Genomic DNA, 23635 nt, shown 5'->3' with positions numbered 1-23635 from the left:
TCGAACTATGGGACGTGTTGCCATCGTAACCGGAGGAACGCGCGGCATCGGACGCGCCATCTGCGAACGCCTTCGTGACGAACGCGGATGCACGGTCATCGCCAACTACGCCGGCAATGACGAGGCGGCGAAGAAGTTCACCGAAGAGACCGGCATTCCGACCGTGAAGTTCGACGTGGGCGACTACGACGCGGTCCAGGAAGCCTGCAAGAAGGTGGAAGAAGAGCACGGCCCGATCGACATCGTCGTGAACAACGCCGGCATCACCCGCGACGGCACGCTTCTCAAGATGAGCTACGAGGACTGGAACGCGGTCATGCGCACAAATCTCGGCGGCTGCTTCAACATGGCCAAGGCGACCTTCGCCGGAATGAAGGAGCGCGGCTGGGGCCGGATCGTCAATATCGGTTCGATCAACGGGCAGGCGGGCCAGTACGGCCAGGTCAACTACGCCGCCGCGAAGAGCGGCATCCACGGCTTCACCAAGGCGCTCGCACAGGAAGGCGCGCGTTTCGGGATCACCGTGAATGCCATCGCGCCCGGCTACATCGACACCGACATGGTCGCCGCCGTGCCCGAGCCTGTGCTCGAGAAGATCGTCGCGAAGATCCCCGTCGGCCGGCTCGGCAAGGCCAGCGAAATCGCCCGCGGCGTGAGCTTCCTGTGCTCGGAGCACGCGGAGTTCGTCACCGGCTCGACCATGAGCATCAACGGCGGCCAGCACATGTATTAAGGGATCGGTCGGTCAATCGATCAGGTAGCCGACCACCCTCCATTTCCCGTTGTCTTCCTCGAGCGTGACAGTCTCGATCGCTTCCTTGCGGTTCTCGAAGCTTGTCGCGAAACGCACGATTGCCTGCTCGAGGTTTTCCCTGCCGTCAGCGTCGGTCTGAACGAGCCCGACCGTGAGCGTGGTGCGCTCCTTCACTTCACCGAGCGGCACGCGCGCCATCTCCGACGCTTCGCGCCAGGTCGTCGCGGTGTTGGGATCGCGAAAGGTGCGGCCAGCCTCGGCAAAGCTGGCGTCCCAGTCGCCTGCATCGACAAGTGCGAGCCATTCGAGCGCTTCAGCCTCGAACCTCTCGACCAGCACCGTTTCGACGGCAGTAGCAGGGTCCCCTTCAGGACGCTCGGTTGCCGGATGCCCGCCCAGCGCGAGGGCGGCGGCGATTGCGATAGTCAGCATGACAAGAATTCCTCCAATCCAGATGGCCCGACGCGGGGCCGTTTTCGAATGGATGAAAGGATCGGGGCGAGCGGCCGCCTGCGCACTCCCCAATTCCTTGTCCGCAAGATTTTCGGGTGCCTCTCCCTCGTGTTCGAACACCAGCCGGGCCGCCTCGCGGCTGCTGGTCACGCCCAGCTTTCGGCGTGCCGCGCGCAGACGGTCATTGATCGTGTGAACCGAGAGCGAAAGCTCGCGCGCCATCGACTTGGCATCGTGCCCGCGCACCATCAGGCGCAGCGTTTCCTTCTCCTTGTCACTCAGCGCGTCGTAGCCCTCGTCCATGCCCGCCTGTCTAGGAACTGGCGGCACGACGCGCCAACCCCAAAAAATTCAGGGTGATCGAAGCGTGCTCGATACAGGAAAGATGGCCGGGTGCATCATATGCTAATGCACGTAGCGAATCGCATCACTAAGGCGCCCGGGATGACAACGCCCTACCATCCTCCCGTGAAGTACTCCGTCCGCATCGACGGCCATCGAACCTCGATCAGTCTCGAGCCGGTTTTCTGGAACCTGCTGCGCGAAGCGGCCGCGCGGCGCGGTATGGCGGTGAATACGCTGGTTGCGAGCATCGACGCCGAACGTATCCGCAGCGCGACGCCGCCGGGCCTAGCAGGCGCGATCCGCGTGTGGCTCGCGACCAACGAACTCGTCTCCAAATATGAAATGGGCGGCGAGATCGCTCCCGCCGCCCAAGAAAACGGTCTTGCCGACCGGGCCTAGTACTTCGCCGTAGCGTCGCTGGCCGGATAGGTTTCGTCGAGCGCTTCATCGGTCGAGCTCATCGCGTCGTGCGACGAGGTCGATTCCGACCCGGCGTTGCGGAACTGGCCTTCGGGTTCGCCGTCGGCAAATGCGACGCCGTTCTTGTCGACGCGGTTCTTCTCGTAATAGCGATACCCGGCGTAGCCGAGCGCACCGAGGGCTGCGAGCTTGAGAATCATGGTGTCTTTCCTTTCGAAATAACGACTTGCCCCATCAACGATCGGGTGCCGCGAAAGGTCCGAACCCGATCCTCAGTCGTCGCCGACGCGTTCGATATCCGCGCCGACCAGCTGCAGCTTCTCTTCCAGGCGCTCGTAACCACGGTCGAGGTGGTAGAGGCGGCGCACCGTGGTCTCGCCCTTGGCGGCGAGGCCCGCGATCACGAGGCTCATCGAGGCACGAAGGTCGGTCGCCATGACTTCGGCGCCGGTCAGCTCGACCGGCCCGCGCACGACCGCGGTACGGCCCGTGGTCTCGATGTTCGCGCCCATGCGGGTGAGTTCGGGAACGTGCATGAAGCGGTTCTCGAAGATGGTCTCCTTGAGAACGCTGGTGCCCTCCGCCTTGCACAGCAGGCTCATCAGCTGCGCCTGCATGTCCGTGGCGAGGCCGGGGAAGGGTGCGGTGGTGAGGTTGTGCGCCTTGAGCGGGCCTTTGGCCGCGATGTTCACGCCCTTCTTGTCGGTCTCGACCTCGACGCCGATGTTGCGCAGCGCGTGGATGGTCGAACCCATGTCGTCCGCATCGGCGCCCTCGAGCCGTACCTCGCCGCCGGTGATGGCAGCGGCGCAGGCATAGGAGCCCGCCTCGATGCGGTCGGGCATCACGCGGTAGGTCGCACCGTGCAGCTTGTTCACGCCGTGGATCGTGAGCTCGGACGTGCCGATGCCCTCGATCTCTGCACCCATCGCGGTCAGCAGGTTGCACAGGTCGACGATTTCCGGCTCGCGCGCGGCATTGATGAGCTTGCTGGTGCCGTTGCACAGCACCGCTGCCATGAGGGCGTTCTCGGTCGCACCGACCGATACCACGGGGAAGTCGAATTCGCCGCCGGGCAGGCCGCCATCGGGCGCAATCGCCTTCACATAGCCCTGCGCCAGTTCGATATGCGCGCCGAAAGCCTCGAGCGCCTTCAGATGGAGGTCGATCGGGCGGTTGCCGATCGCACAGCCGCCGGGCAGCGAGACGGTCGCCTCGCCAGTGCGCGCCAGTAGCGGGCCGAGCACGAGGATCGAGGCGCGCATCTTGCGCACGAGATCGTAGGGCGCGACCGAGCTGGTAATCCGCATCGCCTCGAGCGTGACGTTGCGGCCGAATTCTTCCGGACGTTTGCCGGGAATCGTGTGGCTCACCCCGAACTGCGTCATCAGGTGCTGAAAGCCATCGATATCGGCGAGCCGCGGCAGGTTGCGCAGCGTGACCGCTTCTTCGGTCAGCAGGGCGCAGGGAATGAGCGTCAGCGCCGCATTCTTCGCACCCGAAATGGGGATCGTGCCGGAAAGGCGGTTGCCGCCGCGAATAAGTAGTTTGTCCATGGGCCCCTGCTCTTAGTGCTCCCGGGCCACTTGGCAAGCGTCACCGCCCTGTCATGCTGCCCGTCCATTCTCCTCCCAATCCGCGAAAGATTGACCAGTTCCGTGAGCCCACCTAACCCGACGAGCCATGAGCCAGCATAAACCCATCAAAAAAGCCGTTTTCCCCGTTGCCGGTCTCGGCACGCGCTTCCTGCCCGCCACCAAGGCGATCCCGAAGGAACTGCTGCCCATCGTCGACCGGCCGCTCATCCAGTACGCCGTCGACGAGGCGCGCGAGGCGGGAATCGAGCAGATCATCTTCGTCACCGGCCGCGGCAAGACCGCGATCGTCGAACATTTCGACGTTGCCTTCGAGCTCGAGACGACGATGGAAGAGCGCGGCAAGGACATGACCGTGCTCGACCCGACCCGCGCCACGCCGGGCGACATCATCACCGTGCGCCAGCAGGTCCCGATGGGCCTCGGCCACGCGATCTGGTGCGCGCGTGCGATCGTCGGCGACGATCCCTTCGCCATCCTCCTGCCCGACGAATTGATGGTCGCCAGCAAGGGCGGGACCGGCTGCATGAAGCAGATGGTCGAAGCCTATAACGAGGTCGGCGGAAACCTGATCTCGGTGCTCGAAGTGCCGCAGGAGGAAGTGTCGAGCTACGGCGTGATCGCGCCGGGCGCCGCAGTCTCGGACACGCTCACCGAAGTCACCGGCCTCGTCGAGAAGCCGCCCGTCGCAGAAGCGCCGTCGAACAAGATCATCTCGGGTCGCTACATCCTTCAGCCCGAAGTGATGCGCACGCTGGAAACGCAGGGCAAGGGTGCCGGCGGGGAAATCCAGCTGACCGACGCGATGGCCCGCATGATCGGCAACCAGGCGTTCCACGCGGTGACCTTCCAGGGCAACCGCTACGACTGCGGCAGCAAGACCGGTTTCGTCGAAGCGACGCTGGCGCTCGCTCTGGAACGCGACGACATGGGCAGCGAGGTTCGCGCCATCGCCGAGCGCCTGCTCGCGCGCTAACCTGCCCCGAACAGAAAAAGGGCCGGTCCGCCGCAATGGTGGACCGGCCCTTTTCGTTTTCAGGTTCAGGCGATCAGCAGCCGGTTTCGGCCGAAGCGCAATTCTCGTCGCGCGTGGCCTTGAACTCGTCGCCCTCGTTCCAGTTGGGCCAGCTGGTGCTCATGCCCATCATCCGGCCAAGGCGGTAGAACAGCTGGAGGTCGGCCATCACGCCCGACCAGTCCCAGTTCGGATCGTACTCGTCCTTGGGACCGTGGTAGCGGTTGTCGCGATAGTCCTTGGAGACTGCAGCGCCGGCCTCGACTCCGCCGTCGACCAGGTCCTCGCCGCCGTCGACATAGAGCATCGGGACGCCGCGCTTGGCGAAAGCGAAGTGGTCGCTGCGATAGTAGTAGCCCGCTTCAGGGTTCGGGTTGGGCGTCGGCGTGCGGCCATCAGCCTTGAGCGCGGCATTCAGGAACTCGTCGAGCTGCGACTTGCCCGGACCTACGACGACCACGTCCTTGCTCGGCCCTGCAATCAGGAAGGCATCCATGTTGATGCCGCCGACCGTCTGGTCGAGCGGGAACACCGGGTTTGCGGCGTAGTAATCCGCGCCCAGCAGGCCCGACTCTTCCGCGGTCACCGCGAGGAAGACGAGGCTGCGGCGGGTCGGTCCTGCCTTGGCGTGTGCTTCGGCAAGCGCGACGAGCGCCGCGGTGCCGGTCGCGTTGTCGACCGCGCCGTTGCAGATGTCGTCACCGTCGGGTGCCGGCGTGCAGCGACCGAGGTGGTCCCAGTGCGCGGTGTGGATGACATATTCGTCGGACGCTTCGCTGCCCGGCAGCACGCCGATGACATTCTGCGATTCGAACGTGCGGATGTCGTTCGAGAAGCTGGTCGATGCGGACAGGCCGAGCGGGACCGGCTTGAAGCCCTTCTTCTTCGCCGCAGCCATGAGCGCATCGACATCCTGTCCGGCGGCTTCGAGGATCTGCCGCCCGACATCGTTCTGGACCCAGCCGTTCATGACCGTGAGCGGCGGCGCATTCTCGCCGCGCTGGGCATAGGCCTGCGGACCCGACCAGCTGCTTTCGACCACGTTCCAGCCATAGGAAGCAGGTTCGGTGTCGTGGATGATGAGCGCGCCCGCGGCGCCCTGCCGCGCGGCCTCTTCATATTTGTAGGTCCAGCGGCCGTAATAGGTCATCGCCTTGCCGTTGAAGGGGCCCTCGAGGCTCTCGGTGCCGAAGTCGGCATCGTTGACGAGGATGACCGCGGTCTTGCCGGTCATGTCGATGCCTTCGTAGTCGTTCCAGTCGCGCTCGGGCGCGTTGATACCGTAGCCGACGAAGACCAGCTCGCTGTCCTCGAGGCTGACGCTTTCCTCTTCGCGGTAGCTCACGCCGACCCACTGGCTGGCGTATTCGAAGCTCATTTCCTCGTCGCCGCCCGAAATGGTCAGCGGCGCGAAATCCCTGCCGGTGATCTCGACCAGCGGGACACGCTGGACCCAGCTGCCGTTGTTGCCCGGCTCGAGCCCCGCGGCCTCGAAGCGCTCGGTCAGCAGTGCGACGGTAAGTTCTTCGCCCTTCGTGCCCGGCATGCGGCCTTCGAACTCGTCCGAAGAAAGCTCTTCGGTGATCGATTTCATCGTCTCTTCGGAAATATCGCCGCTGGCGACGTCGGGAATATCGAGCCCGCCGGTGCTGGCGGTTTCCTCGATATCGGCGTTGCAGGCGGCAAGCAGCAGTGCCGATGCAGCGACCAGGCTGGTGCGGATCATGGGGGGCAACCTCTCTTCAATAATGCAAGTGCGGCGCGTGTGTTGCCGCAGCGAAGGCGATCACGCAAGCTTGCGCCTGCCGGTCGGCTTGGGCAGAGCCGTGAGTGATGGACGCCGACTGGACCAATGCGCTGGAGAGGGCACGCGGGCACGCACCCTTCCTTGCGCGTGGCCTCGAGAAGCTTCCCGAGATTGCCGCACTGCTTGCGGAAGGAAAGGGCGACGAGGCGCTGCTGCTGGCCAAGGCCGCCGGCGAAGGCATCGATGACACGGGGCTTGCGCTTCGAAGAGAGAAGCGCGCGCTGGGCCTCGTGCTGGCGATCGGCGACCTTGCGGGCGCGTTCGACCTCGACAAGGTCATGCGTGAACTCTCGGTCTTCGCCGACCGCGCGCTCCACCGCGCTATCGAAGCTGCCATTTCGCGCCGCGTGGAAGGCGCCGAGCCGCAAGGGATGATCGGCCTCGCGCTCGGCAAGCACGGGGCGGGCGAGCTCAACTATTCTTCCGACATCGACCCGATCCTGCTGTTCGATCCGCAGACCCTCCCGCGCCGCGAACGCGACGAGCCGGGTGAAGCTGCCCAGCGCTATGCACGCGAAATCGTCCGGCTGATGTCGGAAGTGACGAGCGAAGGATATGTCTTCCGCGTCGACCTGCGCCTCCGGCCCGCATCCGAAGTCAGCCCGCTTGCCCTCCCGCTCGATGCGGCGATCACGCATTACGAAAGCTCGGCCCTCGCGTGGGAGCGTGCCGCTTTCATCCGCGCGCGGTCCTGTGCGGGAGATATCGCGGCAGGCGAGGCCTTCCTCGACCATATCCGTCCATTCGTCTGGCGCCGCAGCCTCGATTTCGGCGCCATCGACGAGGTGCGCCGCCTGACACATCGCATCCGCGACAAGCAGACCGGCCCGCGCGAGCCCTCGCCCGGCTATGACGTGAAACTCGGCCGGGGCGGTATTCGCGAGATCGAGTTCTTCGCCCAGACGCACCAGCTGATCCACGGCGGACGCGATCCCTCGCTGCGGCACAAGCGCACCCGTGCCGCGCTCGATGCACTAGCGGCCACAGGCCGCATCGGGGAGGACGACGCCCGACTGCTCGGCGAAAGCTACGATGGCCTGAGGCGGATCGAGCACCGGCTGCAGATGGTCACCGACCAGCAAACGCACACGCTTCCGTCGGGCGAGGCGCTCGACAATGTCGCGCGGCTCGACGGTTATTCAGACGGGGAGGCCTGGCTCGCGCACATTGCCGAACTCTGCGCGCCGGTTGCGGAACGTTACGACGCCTTGCTTGCAGAAGACGAGATTTCGGTGCCCGCCGACAGCCCCCATGTCGAAGCGACTGGCACGCAGGTCGAGCTCGACGAAACGCTTGCCGCGCGCGTGCGCAACTGGACCGACGGGCGCTATCCGCCGCTGCGCAGCAACGCCGCGCTGAGCGCCTTCGAAGCGATCCGCCCGATGCTGGTCGAATCGCTCGCCGGGTCGCCCGACCCCGAACGCGCAGTGGCACGGTGGGAAAGCCTGCTCGAGCGCATGACCAGCGCCATCAATCTCTTCCGCCTGATGGAAGCCCGGCCAGGCCTCATGCAGCTGCTCGCCGATTGCCTCACGCTCGCCCCACCTTTGGCAGACGCGATCGCGCGCCGCCCCGAGCTGGTCGATGCGCTGATCGATCGCAGCGCGCTGGACCTTCCCGGCAGCCGCGAGGAGCTGGCCGACGAGATGCGCCGCAGCGAACGCGGCGATACCTACGAGGACCGGCTCGACCGCATCCGCATCGTTACCGGCGAGACGCGTTTCGCGCTGGGCGTGCAGCTGATCGAGACCACGCACGATCCGCTCGATATCGCCGCCGCGCTCTCGCGCACGGCAGAGGCCGCGCTCGAATGCGCGCAGGAAGCTGCCGAAGAAGAATTTGCCCGCCGCCACGGGCGGATCGAGGGCGGCGAACTCGTCGTGCTCGGCCTCGGGCGGCTGGGCGGCGGGGCGCTCACTTACGCGTCCGACCTCGATCTCATCTATCTCTTCACCGGCAGCCACGAGGCCGAGAGCGATGGCGACAGGCCGCTCGGCGCGACGCTCTATTTCAATCGCCTTGCCCAGCGTGTGAGCGCCGCGCTTTCGGTGCCGACCGCAGAAGGCGCGCTCTACGAAGTAGACACGCGTTTACGACCGCAGGGCGCGCAAGGGCCGCTGGCGGTCAGCCTCGACAGCTTCGAGCGCTACCAGCGCGAGGATGCCTGGACCTGGGAGCACATGGCGCTGACCCGCGCACGCCCGCTGACCGGCAGCCCGGGCGCTCGCGAGAAGGTCGCCGCGATCCTTTCGGACGTGCTGTGCCGCGAGCGCGATGCTGCGAGGCTTCGATCCGACCTGCTCGAAATGCGCGGCGAAATGGCGAAGCACAAAGCGGCCAAGGGTCCGCTCGATGCCAAGCTGCTGCGCGGCGGGCTGGTCGATCTCGAGTTCCTCGTCCACTTCCTGCAGCTGCGCGAGCGCCGCGGTCTCACCCCCAAGCTCGGCTATGCCCTGACCGAGTTCGACGAGCTCGCCTCCCTCGCCGATGCGCATGACTTGATGACCCGCCTGCTGGTCGGTACGCGCCTCCTCGCACCCGACCTCGCCATTCCGGGCAAGGCATCGCGCGCGATCCTGGCGCGGATGTGCGAGGCGAAGAAGTTCAAGAAGCTGCAGGCGCGCTTTGCCGAGGCGCGCGGACAAGTGGCTGCCAAGTGGCACGACATATTCGGCGAGACTTTGGAGCTGGATTGATGAGCACCTACAACGAAGGCGATGCCTTTCCCGATTTCTCGATGGAGACGCCCGATGGCGGCAGCGTGACCAAGGCCGACCTTGCAGGAAAGAAGGCAGTGATCTTCTTCTACCCCAAGGACAACACGCCCGGCTGCACCACCGAGGCGAAGGACTTCACCGCGCTGAAGAGCGAGTTCGAGAAGGCCGGCACCTATCTCCTCGGCGTGAGCAAGGATTCGGCGAAGAAACACCAGAACTTCATCGCCAAGCACGACCTGACGGTCGACCTCGCGACCGATGCGGAAGAAAACGGTCTGTCCGATAAACTCGGCGCCTGGGGCGAAAAGAAGAATTACGGCCGCACCTATATGGGCATGATCCGTTCGACCTACCTGCTCGATGAAGACGGCAAGATCCTGCGTATCTGGCCCAAGGTGCGCGTGAAGGGCCATGCCGAGGAAGTGCTCGAGGCCGCCCGCACTGCATGACCTCCGTCTCGCGCGCCATCCGCGATGTCCTGTTGACCGGTGACAAGACCGCCAAGGTCTTCGCCACCCGCAAGCTCGCGCGCGACTGGCGCATGGGACGGCTCGAATTCACCTTCGACTGCTCCATGCCCGAACGGCCCGAATGGCCCGGGGAGCTCGAGCTGCGCCTGCCGCGCGACATGCCGCGGCGCGGCAAGGGCGGAAGCGAAAAGGGCCGCATCGCGCTGTGGCACGCGCTCGCCCATATCGAGTTTGTCGCCATCGACCTGGCGCTCGACATGGCCGGGCGATTCGGCGAATCGATGGGCCAAGTCTTTGTTTCCGATTTCCTTTCTGTCGCTGCAGACGAGGCGATGCACTTCGCGCTGCTCGAGCGAAAACTCGATTCGCTCGATTCGCACTACGGAGCGTTGCCTGCGCACGACGGGCTGTGGAGCGCGGCTCAGGACACCGCTCACGATGTCGCCGCGAGGCTTGCGATCGTTCCCATGGTGCTCGAGGCGCGCGGGCTCGACGTCACCCCGGCAACGCTCGAACGCGTGCGGGCGCAAGGTGATGAAAACGGCGCGAAAATTCTGCAACGAATCCTTGACGACGAAATCCGTCACGTCGCCTACGGGGCCAAGCATTTTCGGGCCGTCTGCACCGAACGCGGCGAGAACCCGCCGGAAACATGGCGAAAATTGGTGAAAACGCATTTTTCGGGAGGGCTGAAGCCACCATTCAACGACTCGGCGCGTTCCGCAGCCGGTTTATCGCGGGACTTCTACGCTGGTATTGCGTGATTAACCTTTACGCCCATAACCCATACTCACGAATTGCCGGGGGGTTCCGGCGGGACAAAAATTTCGATCGACCACGGGCCGGGACGCCCCAATCGATCTAGGAAAGTAGGCGCCACGACGCGCCACACGGACGGGTTTAGCATGATCACCAAGCGCACATCGCTTGCTTTCACCATGGCTGCTGCAGGAATGCTCGTTGCCGCCGCTCCGGCACAGGCCGGTACGGACGGCGTCGCTGCTGCTGCAACGGCTGCCGAAGGCGCAATCGACATGTCGAAGGTGACCAGCGTCCAGACGCAGGGCGAAGATGCCCAGTTCACCGAGCTGTTCGCACGCTGGGAAAGCCCCAACGCGATCGACGCAGTCGTTGCACCGCAGGTTTCCGTTCCGTCGCGCATGCCGCTCGAGGATGCACGCCTGACCAGCGACTATGGCATGCGCACGCACCCCGTGCTGCGTCGCCGCCTCGGTCACAAGGGTGTCGACCTTGCCGCGCCGACCGGTACGCCGATCTACGCAACCGCCGACGGCTACGTTTCCAAGGCACAGCGCTGGTCGAGCTACGGCAACTTCGTCTCGATCGAGCACGGTGCCCGCATCCAGACGCGTTACGCGCACATGTCGCGCATCGCGGTTGCCCCCGGCACCCGCGTCGAAAAGGGCGACATCATCGGTTACGTCGGTTCGACCGGCCGTTCGACCGGTCCGCACCTCCACTATGAAGTCCGCATCGACGGTGAAGCGGTGAACCCGGTTCCCTACATGATCGAATCGCAGGCGCAGCAGGCTTTCGCCCTCGCGATCGGCGAAGGCGGCCAGGGCGGCAACGACGAAGAATAAGGAATACGCTGGGCGAAAGCCCGCGCAGGTTCGCAGAGGAAAGGCGGTGAGGATGACCTCGCCGCCTTTTCTCTTGCCCAAAGCCCTGTGGCAGGTAGGTTTCTCCCTGCAACCGGACGAGTCCCGCCAACAGGGGCCGACGGCACGAGAGAGGACCAGCGATGCACCCTATCAGCCACGCCAAGGCACGACCCGACCATCCCGCGATCATCATGAGCGGCAGCGGCGAGACGATGAGCTACGGCGAGATGGACGCCTATGCCAATCGCTTCGCCCACCTGATGCGCGCCCGGGGACTGAACCGGCACGATCACTTCGGCGTACTGATGGAAAACACCATTCACTACCTGCCGATCGCCTGGGGCTCGCAGCGCGCAGGTACGATGATGGTCCCCGTCTCGACCCGCCTGACCGCACCCGAGATCTGCTACATCCTCAACGATGCGGGCGTGAAGCTGCTCATCACCACCCGCAAGTTCGATGACCGCATCGACGATATCCGCGCAGGATGCGGCGACATGGAAATCCTCGTGCTCGGCGGAGAGGGCGAAGAGGATTACGAGGCCGCGCTCGCGGCACAGCCTTCGGACCCGATCGCCGACCAGGCTCCGGGCCAGTACATGCTCTATTCCTCGGGCACGACCGGCAGTCCCAAGGGCGTGCGCCCCGCACCGCCCGACAGCGAGGATATCGAGGCGGTCCCCCCGCTGGTCGGCCTTGCCGTGATGGGTGCAGGCATGCCCGCCGACGGCAGCATGGTCTATCTCTCGCCCGCGCCCCTCTACCACGCCGCCCCGCTCGGCTGGTGCACCACCGCGCAGCGGCTTGGCGGCACGGTCGTTGTGATGGAGCATTTCGACCCCAAGCACGCGCTCGAGACGATCGAGAAGTACAAGATCACCGACAGCCAGTGGGTGCCGACGCATTTCGTGCGCATGCTCAAGCTCGAGCCGCACGAGCGCGAGGGCTACGACCTCTCCAGCCACCAGCGCGCGCTCCATGCCGCCGCGCCCTGCCCGGTCCCGATCAAGCGCGAGATGATCGAATGGTGGGGTCCCATCATCAACGAATATTACGCGGGCTCGGAAGGTATCGGCATGACGCTGATCAAGGCCGAGGACTGGCTCACCCATCCCGGCAGCGTGGGCAAGGCGATCTACGGCACGATCCACGTGTGCGACGGGGAGGGCAATGAAGTCCCCGCCGGACAGGACGGGCTGCTGTTCTTCGAGAACGACCTCATCCCGACCTATCACAACGATCCCGAGAAGACGCGCGATGCCATGCATCCCAAGGGCTGGATGACGCTGGGCGATATCGGCCACCTCGACGAGGACGGCTATCTCTTCCTCACCGATCGCAAGAGCCACATGATCATCTCGGGCGGCGTGAACATCTACCCGCAGGAGATCGAGAACCTGCTGGTCACGCATGACAAGGTGATGGACGCTGCGGTGATCGGCGCGCCCTGCCCCGATTTCGGCGAGAAGGTGGTGGCGGTGGTCCAGCCCAAGGACATGGGCGAGGCGGGCGATGGCCTGGAGGAAGAGCTGCGCGAATTCCTCGCTCCCAGCCTCGCCAAGATCAAGATGCCCAAGCTGTTCGACTTCCGCCCCGAACTCCCGCGCGAGGCCAACGGCAAGCTCTACAAGCGAGAGCTGCGAGATGAATATGCACGGAAGGCAGAAGAAGAAACGGAGCAGGCGTGATGGCAACCCAGGCGAAACCAAGGCTCGATCCCGAAACCGCCTATGAGGTGATTTCTCCCGAGAGTTACGCGCACTGGGACCCGCTGCTCGATACGTTCGACCGCCTGCGCGAAGAAGCTCCGGTCGCCTGGGTCGAGGATCCGGAAGGCCGCCACCCGCCCTTCTGGCTGGTCACGCGCTACGACGACGTGATGCGCATCTCGAAGGACAATGCGACCTTCCTCAACAATCCGCAGACGGTCGTCTTCAGCCTCACCGAGGGGATCGAGTTCGCCAAGAACCTGACCGGGGGCAGCCCGCACATGGTGGCGAGCCTCGTGACCTTCGATGCGCCGATCCACATGAAGTATCGCAAGCTCACGCAGGAATGGTTCATGCCCAAGAACCTGCGGCAGATCGAGGACGAGGTCCGCGAGCTTGCGCACAAGACGGTCGATCGGCTCTTGGAAGCTGGACCGGAGGCCGATTTCTGCAAGCTCGTTTCGCAGCCCTATCCCCTGCACGTCGTGATGCAGATCCTCGGCGTGCCCGAAGAGGACGAGCCGCGCATGCTCATGCTCACGCAGCAGATGTTCGGCGGGCAGGACGAGGATCTGAACCAGTCGGGCATGAAGGACCTGCCGCCCGAGGCGATCACCCAGCTCGTTGCCGGCGCGGTGAAGGACTTCGAGGCCTATTTCGCCAAACTTACGGCAGAGAAGCGTGCGAACCCGACCGACGACGTCGCCAGCACGATCGCCAATGCCACGGTCGACGGCGAGCCGCTGAACGACCGCGACATGATGGGTTACTACATCATTGTCGCAGCCGCCGGCCACGACACCACGAGTGCGAGCACGGCAGGCGCGATGCTGGCGCTGGCGCAGGACCCCGAACAATGGGCGCGGGTGCGGGAAGACCGCTCGCTGCTGCCCGGTATTGTCGAGGAAGCCATCCGCTGGACGAGCCCGGTGCAGCATTTCATGCGCACTGCGGCCGAGGACACCGAGGTCGGCGGGCAGGAGATCGCCGAGGGTGACTGGCTGATGATCAACTACGTCGCCGCGAACCACGATCCGGCACAGTTCGACAATCCGCGCAAGTTCGATGCAAGCCGCAGCCCGAACCGGCACCTCGCTTTCGGCGCGGGCGCGCACCAGTGCCTCGGCCTGCACCTGGCCCGGCTGGAAATGCGGATACTGTTCGAGGCGCTGCTCGACCGGATCGAGACGGTCGAGCTCGCAGGCGAACCGGCGCGCTCGAAATCGACCTTTGTCGGCGGGCTCAAGACGCTGCCTTTACGCTTTACGCCTGCCTGAAGTCTAAATTCCCCTAATCGAAGTCAAACCCGCGCAATTGCGGGGAAAATCGAACTCGGTTCGTCGCATATTCCTACGGTTCATCGTAGAAATTTGCTAAGTGAACCACATGACTACAACAGTAGGACGATCCGCTTTCGGGTGAAACCGGAGGGCGGGACTTCCTGCGCATAAGAAAGGGGGGAACATGACATTACTCGAGCCGCACAACATGCCGTTTGCGGCCGCTCTTGGCATCATGCTCGTCCTCGCGATCGTACAGATGATCGGAGTCGCCGACTTCGGCGATGCCGATGTCGATCTGGACGTGGATGGCGAGGGTTTGCCGGATGCGGGGATGTTCGACGGGCTGCTGACGCTGCTCGGCATCGGACGCATCCCGCTGACGATCTGGCTGGCACTGTTCCTGCTCATGTTCGCAGGCATCGGCCTGTCGATCCAGGAGCTCGCGCAAAGCCTCACCGGTAGCCCGCTCTACAGCTGGCTTGCCGCGCTGATCGCCGGCGTCGCCGCGCTTCCCGTGACGGGCGTCTTCGCCCGCCCGCTGGGACGCATCATGCCCAAGGACCACACCACCGCAGTCAGCACCGAAAGCCTTGTCGGCCGGCGTGCGACGATCAGCATCGGCGTGGCCCGCGCGGGATCTCCTGCGCGAGCGAGGGTGAAGGACATTCACGGCCAGACCCACCGGGTCATGGTGGAGCCGCACGAGGAATCGAGCGAACTCCACGAAGGCGACGAAGTCCTGCTCGTCCGCCGCGAGGGCAACCAATTCTACGCGACCGCGCTCGCCGAGCGCCGCCTGTCGCCAACAGTCAATCAATAAGGAGGAGCAATGGACAGTCTATTTGGAACATCACTGGTTATGATCGGGGGTGCCACTCTACTCGGCATCATCATCATCACCTTCCTGCTGAAGATGTATCGCCGTGCCTCGAAGGAAATTGCCTTCGTGCGGACCGGCGTGGGCGGCGAAAAGGTCGTGATGAACGGGGGCGCTCTGGTGCTGCCGGTCTTCCACGAAACCATGCCGGTCAACATGAACACGCTGGTGCTTTCGGTCATCCGCCGCGATGGCGAAGCGCTCATCACGCTCGACCGCCTGCGGATCGACGTGAAGGCGGAGTTCTACGTCCGCGTTAAGCCCGATGCCGAAGCGATCGCCATGGCGGCGCAGACGCTGGGCCAGCGCACGATGCAGCCCGAAGCCCTGAAGGACCTCGTCGAAGGTAAGTTCGTCGACGCGCTGCGCAGCGTTGCTGCCGGCATGACGATGAACGAGCTGCACGAGCAGCGTGCCGACTTCGTCCAGAAGGTGCAGCAGGTGTCGTCGAACGACCTCGCCATGAACGGCCTGGAACTGGAATCGGTCTCGCTGACCGGTCTCGACCAGACGAGCATCGAGCACTTCAACGCCAACAACGCCTTCGACGCCGAAGGTCTGACCAAGCTGACCGAGCAGATCGAGGCGCGCAAGAAACTGCGCAACGACATCGAGCAGGACACGCGCGTGCAGATGGAGACGAAGAACCTCGAGGCAGACGCCAAGAGCTTCGAAATCGGGCGCGACAAGGAATATGCCCGCCTCCAGCAGGAGCGCGAGGTGGAAATCCGCCGCGCCGCACAGTCCTCGGAAATCGCCCGCGAACAGGCGGAGCGCAGCCGCGAGGCCGACGCCGCCCGGATCGAAGCGAAGAAGCAGGTCGACGCACAGCAGATCGAAGCCGACCGTCTCGTCGAAGAGGCGCGGATCGACCAGCAGCGTGCGCTCGAAATCGCCCGGCAGGAGCAGCAGATCGCGGTCCAGAACAAGAGCCGCGAGGAAAGCCAGGCCAAGGCAGAGGCCGACGAAGCCCGCGCCAAGGCGGTCGCTGCCGAAGAGCAGGTCTCGACCAGCCGAGAGACCGAGATCGCCGAGCGTCAGAAGCGCATCGAGCTGATCGAGGCTTCGAAGCAGGCCGAGCGCGACGCGATCAGTGTCCGCGTGGAAGCCGAGGCCGAGAAGGACGCTGCCACCAACCGCGCCGAAGCGCTGCGCCTCGAAGCGCAGGGTGAGGCCGAGGCCGAGAAGCTGCGTGCCGAAGCTGCACGCGTCCGCTTCGAAGTCGAGGCAGCGGGTCAGAAGGCAATCAACGAGGCAGCCAACATCCTGTCCTCGGACCAGATCAGCCTGCAGACCAAGATGGCCCTGCTCAAGGTCCTGCCCGAACTGGTCAAGGAAAGCGCCAAGCCGATGGAGGCGATCGAGAGCATCAAGATCGTCCAGGTCGATGGCCTTACCAATGGCGGCAAGGGAGGCTCCGGCGGAGCAGCCAGTGTCGGCGGCGGATCGGGCAACCTCGCGACCGATGCGGTCAGCGCAGCACTTGCCTACCGTGCGCAGGCTCCGGTGCTCGACGGGTTGATGAAGGAACTGGGCCTCGACGGCTCGAGCCTCAACAGCCTCGTGAAGGGCCCGGCAGAGCAGACCGGCGGGTTCGCAGTCGAAGACGAAACCGAAGCCAAGGAAGAGCGCAAGGCACTCCCGGCGAACGGCAAGTCGAAAGACGCCAAACAGTCCGGCGGCGAAAACGCCGACGCCTGATCGGCAGGCGATACGCAAAGGGAAGGGGGCGCTTCGGCGTCCCCTTTTTTGTTGCCTAGTCACGTCGGCCCCGCCTAACCGCAGCGCCATGAGCGATACGCCCACATGGACCATGCCCCCCGAATGGGCACCGCAGGACTGGCTGTGGATCGGCTTTCCGCACGACGCCGACGAGTGGCCCGAAGTGCTTCCCGCAGCGCAGGAGCAGATCGCGGCTTTCGCCAATGCGGTGGCCGAGAGCGGGCAGGAGGTCCGCCTGCTGGTGCGCGACGCGGCCAATGAAGCGCGGGCGCGCAGCCTCGTGACGGGCGCCGTGAAGCTGGAACGCCGTAGCTATGGCGATGTCTGGCTGCGCGATACAGGCCCGCTGATCCTTTCGGACGGGCACGGCAACCGCTCCGCGCGCCGCTTCGGCTTCAATGGCTGGGGCGGGAAGTACCTGATGGAAGGCGACCAGACGATCGGGGCCGAGCTGGCGAGAGATGAAGACCTGCCGCTCGAGACTGCCGACTGGATCCTCGAAGGCGGCGCGATCGACGGCGACGGCACGGGCCTCGTCGCGACCACCGAACAGTGCCTGCTCAATCCCAATCGCAACCCGCAGCTATCGCGCGAGGAGATCGAGCAGCGCCTCGGGCGCGATCTCGGTTTCAGCCGCGTGCTGTGGCTCGGCGAAGGCCTCATCAACGACCATACCGACGGCCATGTCGACAATCTCGCGCGGTTCGTTGCGCCGAATACGCTAGCCCTGCCGCGCGCGACCGGCAGCGATGATCCCAATGCCGCGATCTATGCCGACGCGAAGGCCCGCGCGGAGGCCGCAGGCGTCACCGTGAAGGAAATCCCTTCGCCCGGCCTCGTCACCAGCGGCGACCGGATCGAACCGGCGAGCTACGCCAATTTCGCGATTACCAGCCATCTCGTGGTGGTGCCGACCTTCGGTAGCCCGCATGACGAAGAGGGCGTTGCGGCCATCGCAGAGCTTTTTCCCGACCGCGCAACCATGGGTGTCCGCGGGGACGCCGTGCTTGCCGGAGGGGGCGGATTCCACTGCGCCAGCCAGCAAATGCCCGCCGCCGGATGGAAGAGTTAACCCTTCGTTAGGATTTCGGGCGGAGAATGGCCCGCATGGCAAAGGCAATCGCTCTCGCACGTACACACGTCCCGGCACTTCCGCTGGCCGAGTACGCGCGCGTTGCCATCGTCACCGGTTGCGGCCTCGCGCTGATCCTCGCCGGCCCCGCGCTTCCGCTCTAAGCGCTCCCGCTAGATCCCGCTCCGCTCGTCCTGGTCGATCCAGGCGAACAATGCCGCGCGCAGTTCCTGCCACTTGATCGCCGCCCACAGGACGAGGCCGCTGAAGACGAGCATCGCAAGACTGCTCGATCCGAACCCTTCGAATGTGTCGCCGAGCGCCCATGCGAGGAACGGTAGGCCGACGATCAGTCCGGCGCGCCGGTTCACTGCGAGCGCGAAGATCGCGAGGCCGAGGAAGATCACCACGGTCCCCAGCAGCACCGCTTCGCCACTGGCGGCGAAATGGAACAGGTTCGGTACCAGCAGCAGGCTTGCAAGCATGTGGAGCCAGAACGCCGTGTCCGAGCTTTGCGTGCGGCGCTCGCGGTCCGACAGATCGAGCCAGACGCCGAGCCCGGCCGCAAGCGCGCCTGCCAGCAACAGGCGGATGCGGATACTCGTCTCGGTCGGCTCGGGAAGCGTGCTCGCCGGGTCGGTGCTGGCGAGGAGATCGATGAAGAACATCGGCAGCAGCGCAGCAGCGGCCATGGCGAGAGCGAAAGGCACGCGGTGCCGGAAGGCGAACAGCACGTTGAGCAGCGCCGAGAACAGGCAGGCGATGACAACGCCGAGCGGGTCGATACCATCACGGAAGCCGGAAAGGTCGCGCCCCTCTGGATTGATCGCGGCGTAACCGAAGAGACCGCCCACGAAGAACGCCACGAAAGCGAATTGTCCTGCAAGGACGATCGCCGGGAATGCCATGCGCCTCACGCGCACGAAGAATTCGGCGACCAGCCAGATGGCGACCCCGGGGATCAGCAGGGCGGTCATCGTGCGCCACAGCCAGTCCTCGCTCAAGGCGCCGCGCGTCACGATGCCTGACTGGTAGAGCCATACACCGGCGACGATCCACGCTCCGAAGGCGACCGGCAGCGTGCCCATGACCACGAAGATGTCGTTGAAGCCCGAGACGAGCCTGACGGGCTCTTCCTCGGCCGGGGTTTCGGGAGCGACCGGCTTGGGCGGAGGCACGAAGGCACCGGCGGCCGGGAGCTTCTCCTTCAGCGCGGACGGCACAAGCAGGAGTGCGGCGCGGCGCAGCGGCGACCAGAATGCGGCAAGCGCAAGGATGCCGATGCCAAGCGTCAGGCTGACGGCGATCAGCCGCGTCTCGATCGCCAGCCCCTCTCCCAGCGAAGCGAGCGCATAGGCGACATAGCCGATGCTCGATGCGAGCAGCGGGCGGCGGTCGATCACCAGCGCCACGAGCGCGAGCAGCGCAACGATCGCCAGCACGGGGATCGCTGCAATCGGCTCTGCGGCGGACGGGTCGAAGCCGCCGATCAGGAAAATACCGTGGACGAGGCAGGGCGCGGCGAAGATGTGCAGCCAGAAAGCGATTCCCGAGCGGCGGGTCTCGCGTTCGGGATCGGACATGTCGACTGCCATGGCGGCCGCGAAGAGGATTATGCCAGCGGCAAGGCTCTGCAGCGGGCCGCCGCCTCCCCATGCCGTCTCGAGGATCTCGCCCATGCCGAGGATGAGCGTCGCGACCGGCGCTGCCACGACGAGCGCACCTGCAAAGGGCACACGATACGCGTGCCAGAACCACGCCATTGCCCCTGCCACGACGAGGCCCGATGCCATGTCGACGATCGAGGCGAGTACGAACACGCCGGCGGCAAAGCTGGCCGCGAGGACGATGCCGCTGAAGGCGAAGTTGCGCTTTTTGACCAGCGGGATCGCGAGACCTGCCGCAGCCGCTGCGATTACCGGCCCGACGAAGGGCCCGAGCACCGCCAACGCCGCACCGAGCGCCACGAGGCCGAGCAGGCTGGCAATGCCTGCAAGGATATCTGCCGCGCCCGTTACCAGCCGGGCATCTTCCTCGTCGCGGCGCTGCGCGGCAATGTCTGCGTTGGTGTTCAAATCATCGACCCCTCAAATCCGGACGACTTCATAGCACCGGGGCCTTGAGAAAACCCTACCCTTCCAACAGTTTGTAGAGCGCGCCCGCTGCTGCACCGCCCAGGACCAGCGCGACCGAGACCTGCCACTGGCGCGCACTGACACGGCCGAAAGCGGCATGGCCGAAGAGATCGCCGACGAGGACCGCAGGAAAAAGCAGCAGGGCAAGTAGTACCTCGCGCATGCCTCCCACGCCGAGCAGGATGAAAAGCAGCGAGGACAGCGGTGTCAGCACCAGGAAAATCGCCATCATCGAGGCACGCGCCGCGCGCGGCTCGAGCCGTCCTCGCAGGTAGAACGGCGCCATGCCCGGGCCCGGCATGCCCGCAAAACCGCCGAAGAAGCCGGTGAAGAAGCCCGAGAGGCCCATCGCGGGCTTGCGCGGCATGGCCACCTTGCCGAGCGGGACGACCACCAGCACGAACGCTCCGAGCGAGACCATCGCGATGAGGAGGCGCGCCCAGTCGGCGCTCAGCGTCACCAGCGCCCAGAGGCCGATCGGCATGCAGGCGAGCGCGAGGAGCGTGATCGGAATCGCCGAGCGATCGGCATCTCGGCGGATGCGCCCTATGTCGGTCAATCCGATGAGGAACAGCGAGATATTGCCGACCAGCACCGCCTCTTTCGGCGCGATAGTGAGCGCGAGCACCGGCACGATCACGACCGACAGGCCGAAGCCCGCCAGCCCGCGTACGAAACCCGCCGCAAGCGCAGTGAGCAGCGCGATGGCGATCGCTTCAAGGGGCAGTCCGAGCATCTAGCCGAGCGCCTTCACGAGCGCCGCGACCGCTGCCGCACCCAGCACCAGACCAACGCAGATACGCCAGGTCCTGTCGGCAATCCTGCCAGACGCCTTGTTGCCCAGCCAATTGCCGAGCAGCACGGCTGGGAACAGCAGGACGGCGAGCAGCACGAGCGTCGCTTCGAGCACGCCGAGCGCTGCGCCGCTCACCAGCCCTGTCGTGGAGGCGCAGGTGAAGATCAGCAGCATCGATGCCTTGGCGGTCTCGCGCGGGATGTCGCGCCCGACGTAATAGGGCACCACCGGCGGTCCGGGCATTCCGGCATAACCCGTCATCAGCCCGCTCATCACGCCAACGCTCCCGGTGGTCGCCGGATGGTGGTCCAGCGCGCCGCGGCGCGGGAGCAGGATGGCGAGGAATGCCGAGAGCGCGATGAAAGCGATCACCACCCGCGCGAGGGCGGGGCTGGTCACGCTGAGCAGGTAGAGGCCGACCGGAGTGGTGAGCGCCACCAGCACGATGATCACCCATGCCGAGCGTTCGGCACCCCGCAGCAGGCGCCGGATCTCAGACAGGCCGATGAAGACCGAGAGGAAGTTCGTCAGCAGGACGGCATCGAGCGGTGAGAGTGCCAGCGCAAGCACCGGCACCAGCAGGATTGCCATGCCGAAGCCGGTCAGTCCGCGAACGAAGGCCGAGCCGAAAGCGGCCAGCAGCGCGGCGACGAGCGCCGCCGAGCCGTAACCAGCAAGCAGCTCCATCGCGCGCGCTTAGCCTTCGCGAAGGTCCGGCGGAGTCGCCTCGGTCTTCAGCATCGCGATCGCTTCTTCCAGAGGCATCACCTTCTGGTGCTGCTGGCCGAGCGTGCGCACGGCGACCGTGCCTTCCTCGGCCTCGCGCATGCCGACCACCAGCAGGTGCGGAACCTTGGCGTGGCTGTGTTCGCGGACCTTGTAGTTGATCTTCTCGTTGCGAAGATCGCTTTCCACGCGGATTCCGGCAGCTTCCAGCTTGGCCACCGCTTCCTTGGCATAGTCGTCTGCGTCCGAGACGATGGTCGCGACCACCGCCTGCGTCGGCGCGAGCCAGCAGGGCAGGCGTCCGGCGAAGTGCTCGATCAGGATACCGATGAAGCGCTCGTAGGAACCGAAGATCGCGCGGTGCAGCATGACCGGGCGGTGCTTCTCGCCGTCTTCGCCGACATAGGTCGCATCGAGACGTTCGGGCAGCACGCGGTCGCCCTGGATCGTGCCGACCTGCCAGGTGCGGCCGATCGCATCGGTGAGGTGCCATTCGAGCTTGGGCGCGTAGAAGGCGCCTTCGCCAGGAAGCTCTTCCCAGCCGTAGTCCTCGTTGGCCATGCCGGCCTCGGCCACGGCGTCGCGCAGTTCCTGCTCCGCCTTGTCCCAGTCAGCCTCGCTGCCGAAGCGCTTTTCGGGGCGCAGCGCGAGCTTCACGTGGTAGCTGAAGCCGAAGTCGCGATAGACTTCGTCGGCCAGCTTGCAGAAAGCGCGGACCTCGTCGACGACCTGCTCCTCGGTGCAGAAGATATGCGCATCGTCCTGCGTGAACTGGCGCACGCGCATCAGGCCGTGAAGCGCACCATGCGGTTCGTTGCGGTGGCAGCAGCCCATCTCGCCAAGGCGGATCGGCAGGTCACGATAGGACGTGATGCCCTGCTTGAAGACCAGCACGTGGGCCGGGCAGTTCATCGGCTTGATCGCCATCCAGTCGCTGTCGTCGGCGACCTTGGGATTGGCTCCCTTGCCGTCATTGTCGTCGCCCAGTCCTTCGACCTCGGGGACGATGTCCGGCACGGCGAACATGTTCTCGGCATACTTGCCCCAGTGGCCCGACTGCTCCCACTGGCGCACGTCCATCAGCTGCGGCGTCTTGATTTCCTGGTAGCCCGCACCGTCCATCTTGCGGCGCATATAGGCCTCCAGCTCGCGCCAGATGCGATAGCCGTTCGGATGCCAGAAAACGCTGCCATGCGCCTCTTCCTGCAGGTGGAACAGGTCCATCTCGCGGCCCAGCTTGCGGTGGTCGCGCTTGGCGGCCTCTTCCAGCCGCGTGAGATGCGCATTGAGCTGCTTCTTGTTGAGCCAGCCGGTGCCGTAGATACGCGTGAGCTGCGCGTTCTTCTGGTCGCCGCGCCAGTAGGCACCGGCGACGCGCATCAGCTTGAAGGCCTGCGGATCGAGCTTGCCCGTCGAGGCAAGGTGCGGGCCGCGGCACATGTCGAGCCAGTCTTCGCCCGACCAGTAGACCGTGAGCTCCTCGTCCTCGGGCAGCTCCTTGGCCCACTCGGCCTTGAAGACCTCGCCCTCGGCTTCCCACTTGTCGATCAGCTGCTGGCGGCTCCAGACCTCGCGGCGAAGCGGCTTGTCGGCCTTGATGATGCGGCGCATTTCCTCCTCGATCGCGGGGAGGTCGTCCATGGAGAACGGCTCGCGCGTATCGGGAGCCTTCACGTCATAATAGAAGCCATCGTCCGTCGCCGGACCGAAGGTGATCTGCGTGCCGGGGAAGAGCGACTGAACGGCTTCTGCGAGCACGTGCGCAAAGTCGTGGCGCGCCAGTTCGAGCGCGTCTTCCTCGTCACGGCTCGTGACCAGCGCAAGTTCGGCATCGCCTTCGAAGGGGCGGTTGATATCGCGCAGCTCGCCGTCGACACGCGCGGCAATGGCGGCCTTGGCAAGGCCCGGGCCGATCGCTGCGGCGACATCGGCGGGCGTGCTGCCGGGTTCCATTTCGCGCACCGAACCGTCGGGCAGGCTGATCTTGAGAAGTTCCGTCATCGTCTCATCCGTTACGTTGCCGCGCCCATGGCACAGGTAGGCGCGCGCTTGAAGCGGCGTTTTGGGAGAAATTCGATTTCGGGAGGAACGCCTGCCACCCGAAACCGGGTGGC

The 23635-nt window shown here is 65.2% G+C and carries 21 protein-coding genes; 13 read left to right on the top strand and 8 right to left on the bottom strand.

Annotated elements, in window-relative coordinates:
• Positions 1 to 7 precede the first annotated feature (7 nt).
• Positions 8 to 733: an acetoacetyl-CoA reductase gene (gene phbB, locus K3163_RS01295; protein WP_221551181.1), complete on the top strand. Its 726-nt coding sequence runs from the start codon at positions 8 to 10 to the stop codon at positions 731 to 733.
• A gap of 12 nt (positions 734 to 745) precedes the next feature.
• Here the strand turns inward: phbB and K3163_RS01290 are convergent, their stop codons facing one another.
• A complete protein-coding gene (locus K3163_RS01290) occupies positions 746 to 1510 on the bottom strand; it encodes a helix-turn-helix domain-containing protein (protein ID WP_221551179.1) in 765 nt (254 codons plus the stop codon).
• A 141-nt stretch (positions 1511 to 1651) separates the two neighbouring features.
• On the opposite strand from K3163_RS01290, the gene K3163_RS01285 reads away from it, so the two are divergent.
• A complete protein-coding gene (locus K3163_RS01285; RefSeq protein WP_221551170.1) occupies positions 1652 to 1951 on the top strand; it encodes a ribbon-helix-helix domain-containing protein in 300 nt (99 codons plus the stop codon).
• Here K3163_RS01285 and K3163_RS01280 read toward each other — a convergent pair.
• Together K3163_RS01280 and murA are read right to left on the bottom strand one after the other, a co-directional pair.
• The gene (locus tag K3163_RS01280) at positions 1948 to 2172 is read right to left on the bottom strand and encodes a hypothetical protein (protein WP_221427164.1); all 225 of its coding nucleotides are present in this window, start codon (positions 2170 to 2172) and stop codon (positions 1948 to 1950) included. The two genes, K3163_RS01285 and K3163_RS01280, sit on opposite strands and share 4 nt — an antisense overlap.
• 72 nt (positions 2173 to 2244) lie before the next feature.
• A complete protein-coding gene (gene murA / locus K3163_RS01275; RefSeq protein ID WP_221551168.1) occupies positions 2245 to 3528 on the bottom strand; it encodes a UDP-N-acetylglucosamine 1-carboxyvinyltransferase in 1284 nt (427 codons plus the stop codon).
• Between the two features lie 127 nt (positions 3529 to 3655).
• Between murA and galU the strand changes: the two genes are divergently transcribed.
• A complete protein-coding gene (gene galU / locus K3163_RS01270; RefSeq protein ID WP_221551159.1) occupies positions 3656 to 4543 on the top strand; it encodes a UTP--glucose-1-phosphate uridylyltransferase GalU in 888 nt (295 codons plus the stop codon).
• A 73-nt stretch (positions 4544 to 4616) separates the two neighbouring features.
• Here the strand turns inward: galU and K3163_RS01265 are convergent, their stop codons facing one another.
• The gene (locus K3163_RS01265; RefSeq protein ID WP_221551149.1) at positions 4617 to 6308 is read right to left on the bottom strand and encodes a M28 family metallopeptidase; all 1692 of its coding nucleotides are present in this window, start codon (positions 6306 to 6308) and stop codon (positions 4617 to 4619) included.
• A 107-nt stretch (positions 6309 to 6415) separates the two neighbouring features.
• On the opposite strand from K3163_RS01265, the gene K3163_RS01260 reads away from it, so the two are divergent.
• From K3163_RS01260 to K3163_RS13600, 10 genes are all read left to right on the top strand, one after another.
• The gene (locus K3163_RS01260) at positions 6416 to 9085 is read left to right on the top strand and encodes a bifunctional [glutamine synthetase] adenylyltransferase/[glutamine synthetase]-adenylyl-L-tyrosine phosphorylase (RefSeq protein ID WP_221551131.1); all 2670 of its coding nucleotides are present in this window, start codon (positions 6416 to 6418) and stop codon (positions 9083 to 9085) included.
• On the top strand, positions 9085 to 9555 hold the full coding sequence (locus K3163_RS01255) for a peroxiredoxin (RefSeq protein ID WP_221551129.1): 471 nt from the start codon (positions 9085 to 9087) through the stop codon (positions 9553 to 9555). The genes K3163_RS01260 and K3163_RS01255 overlap by 1 nt, the downstream gene beginning before the upstream one ends.
• On the top strand, positions 9552 to 10340 hold the full coding sequence (locus K3163_RS01250; protein WP_221551112.1) for a ferritin-like domain-containing protein: 789 nt from the start codon (positions 9552 to 9554) through the stop codon (positions 10338 to 10340). Before K3163_RS01255 ends, K3163_RS01250 begins: the two co-directional genes overlap by 4 nt.
• A 141-nt stretch (positions 10341 to 10481) precedes the next feature.
• Positions 10482 to 11180, top strand: a complete 699-nt coding sequence (locus K3163_RS01245; RefSeq protein ID WP_221427171.1) for a M23 family metallopeptidase — start codon at positions 10482 to 10484, stop codon at positions 11178 to 11180.
• 161 nt (positions 11181 to 11341) lie between these two features.
• Entirely contained in the window at positions 11342 to 12889 is a 1548-nt protein-coding gene (locus tag K3163_RS01240) for an acyl-CoA synthetase (RefSeq protein ID WP_221551110.1), read from the top strand.
• Positions 12889 to 14187, top strand: coding sequence for a cytochrome P450 (locus tag K3163_RS01235; RefSeq protein ID WP_221551108.1), 1299 nt, complete (start codon positions 12889 to 12891; stop codon positions 14185 to 14187). The genes K3163_RS01240 and K3163_RS01235 overlap by 1 nt, the downstream gene beginning before the upstream one ends.
• Before the next feature lie 187 nt (positions 14188 to 14374).
• Entirely contained in the window at positions 14375 to 15013 is a 639-nt protein-coding gene (locus K3163_RS01230) for a YqiJ family protein (RefSeq protein ID WP_221427174.1), read from the top strand.
• 39 nt (positions 15014 to 15052) lie between these two features.
• Positions 15053 to 16771 (top strand): flotillin family protein, encoded by a 1719-nt coding sequence (locus tag K3163_RS01225; protein ID WP_247712428.1) that lies wholly within the window; start codon positions 15053 to 15055, stop codon positions 16769 to 16771.
• Between the two features lie 88 nt (positions 16772 to 16859).
• Complete coding sequence (locus K3163_RS01220; RefSeq protein WP_221551103.1) at positions 16860 to 17864, top strand: agmatine deiminase family protein; 1005 nt, start codon at positions 16860 to 16862, stop codon at positions 17862 to 17864.
• A gap of 35 nt (positions 17865 to 17899) precedes the next feature.
• A complete protein-coding gene (locus tag K3163_RS13600; protein ID WP_261320646.1) occupies positions 17900 to 18028 on the top strand; it encodes a hypothetical protein in 129 nt (42 codons plus the stop codon).
• A 9-nt stretch (positions 18029 to 18037) separates the two neighbouring features.
• On the opposite strand, the gene K3163_RS01215 is transcribed toward K3163_RS13600, so the two are convergent.
• Genes K3163_RS01215 through thrS form a run of 4 tightly spaced genes read right to left on the bottom strand, consistent with a single transcriptional unit; the run spans position 18038 to position 23522 of the window.
• Positions 18038 to 19939: a hypothetical protein gene (locus K3163_RS01215; protein ID WP_221551101.1), complete on the bottom strand. Its 1902-nt coding sequence runs from the start codon at positions 19937 to 19939 to the stop codon at positions 18038 to 18040.
• Positions 19940 to 19994: 55 nt separating this feature from the next.
• Complete coding sequence (locus K3163_RS01210; RefSeq protein ID WP_221551099.1) at positions 19995 to 20735, bottom strand: sulfite exporter TauE/SafE family protein; 741 nt, start codon at positions 20733 to 20735, stop codon at positions 19995 to 19997.
• A complete protein-coding gene (locus tag K3163_RS01205) occupies positions 20736 to 21482 on the bottom strand; it encodes a sulfite exporter TauE/SafE family protein (protein WP_221551097.1) in 747 nt (248 codons plus the stop codon).
• 9 nt (positions 21483 to 21491) lie between these two features.
• The gene (gene thrS, locus K3163_RS01200; RefSeq protein ID WP_221427180.1) at positions 21492 to 23522 is read right to left on the bottom strand and encodes a threonine--tRNA ligase; all 2031 of its coding nucleotides are present in this window, start codon (positions 23520 to 23522) and stop codon (positions 21492 to 21494) included.
• Positions 23523 to 23635: the final 113 nt, after the last annotated feature.

Origin of the sequence: Qipengyuania xiapuensis, from assembly GCF_019711395.1 — a bacterium.
Lineage (GTDB): Bacteria > Pseudomonadota > Alphaproteobacteria > Sphingomonadales > Sphingomonadaceae > Qipengyuania > Qipengyuania xiapuensis.
Note: the sequence above shows the minus strand (reverse complement) of the source record. Positions and strands in the feature narration are given on the sequence as shown.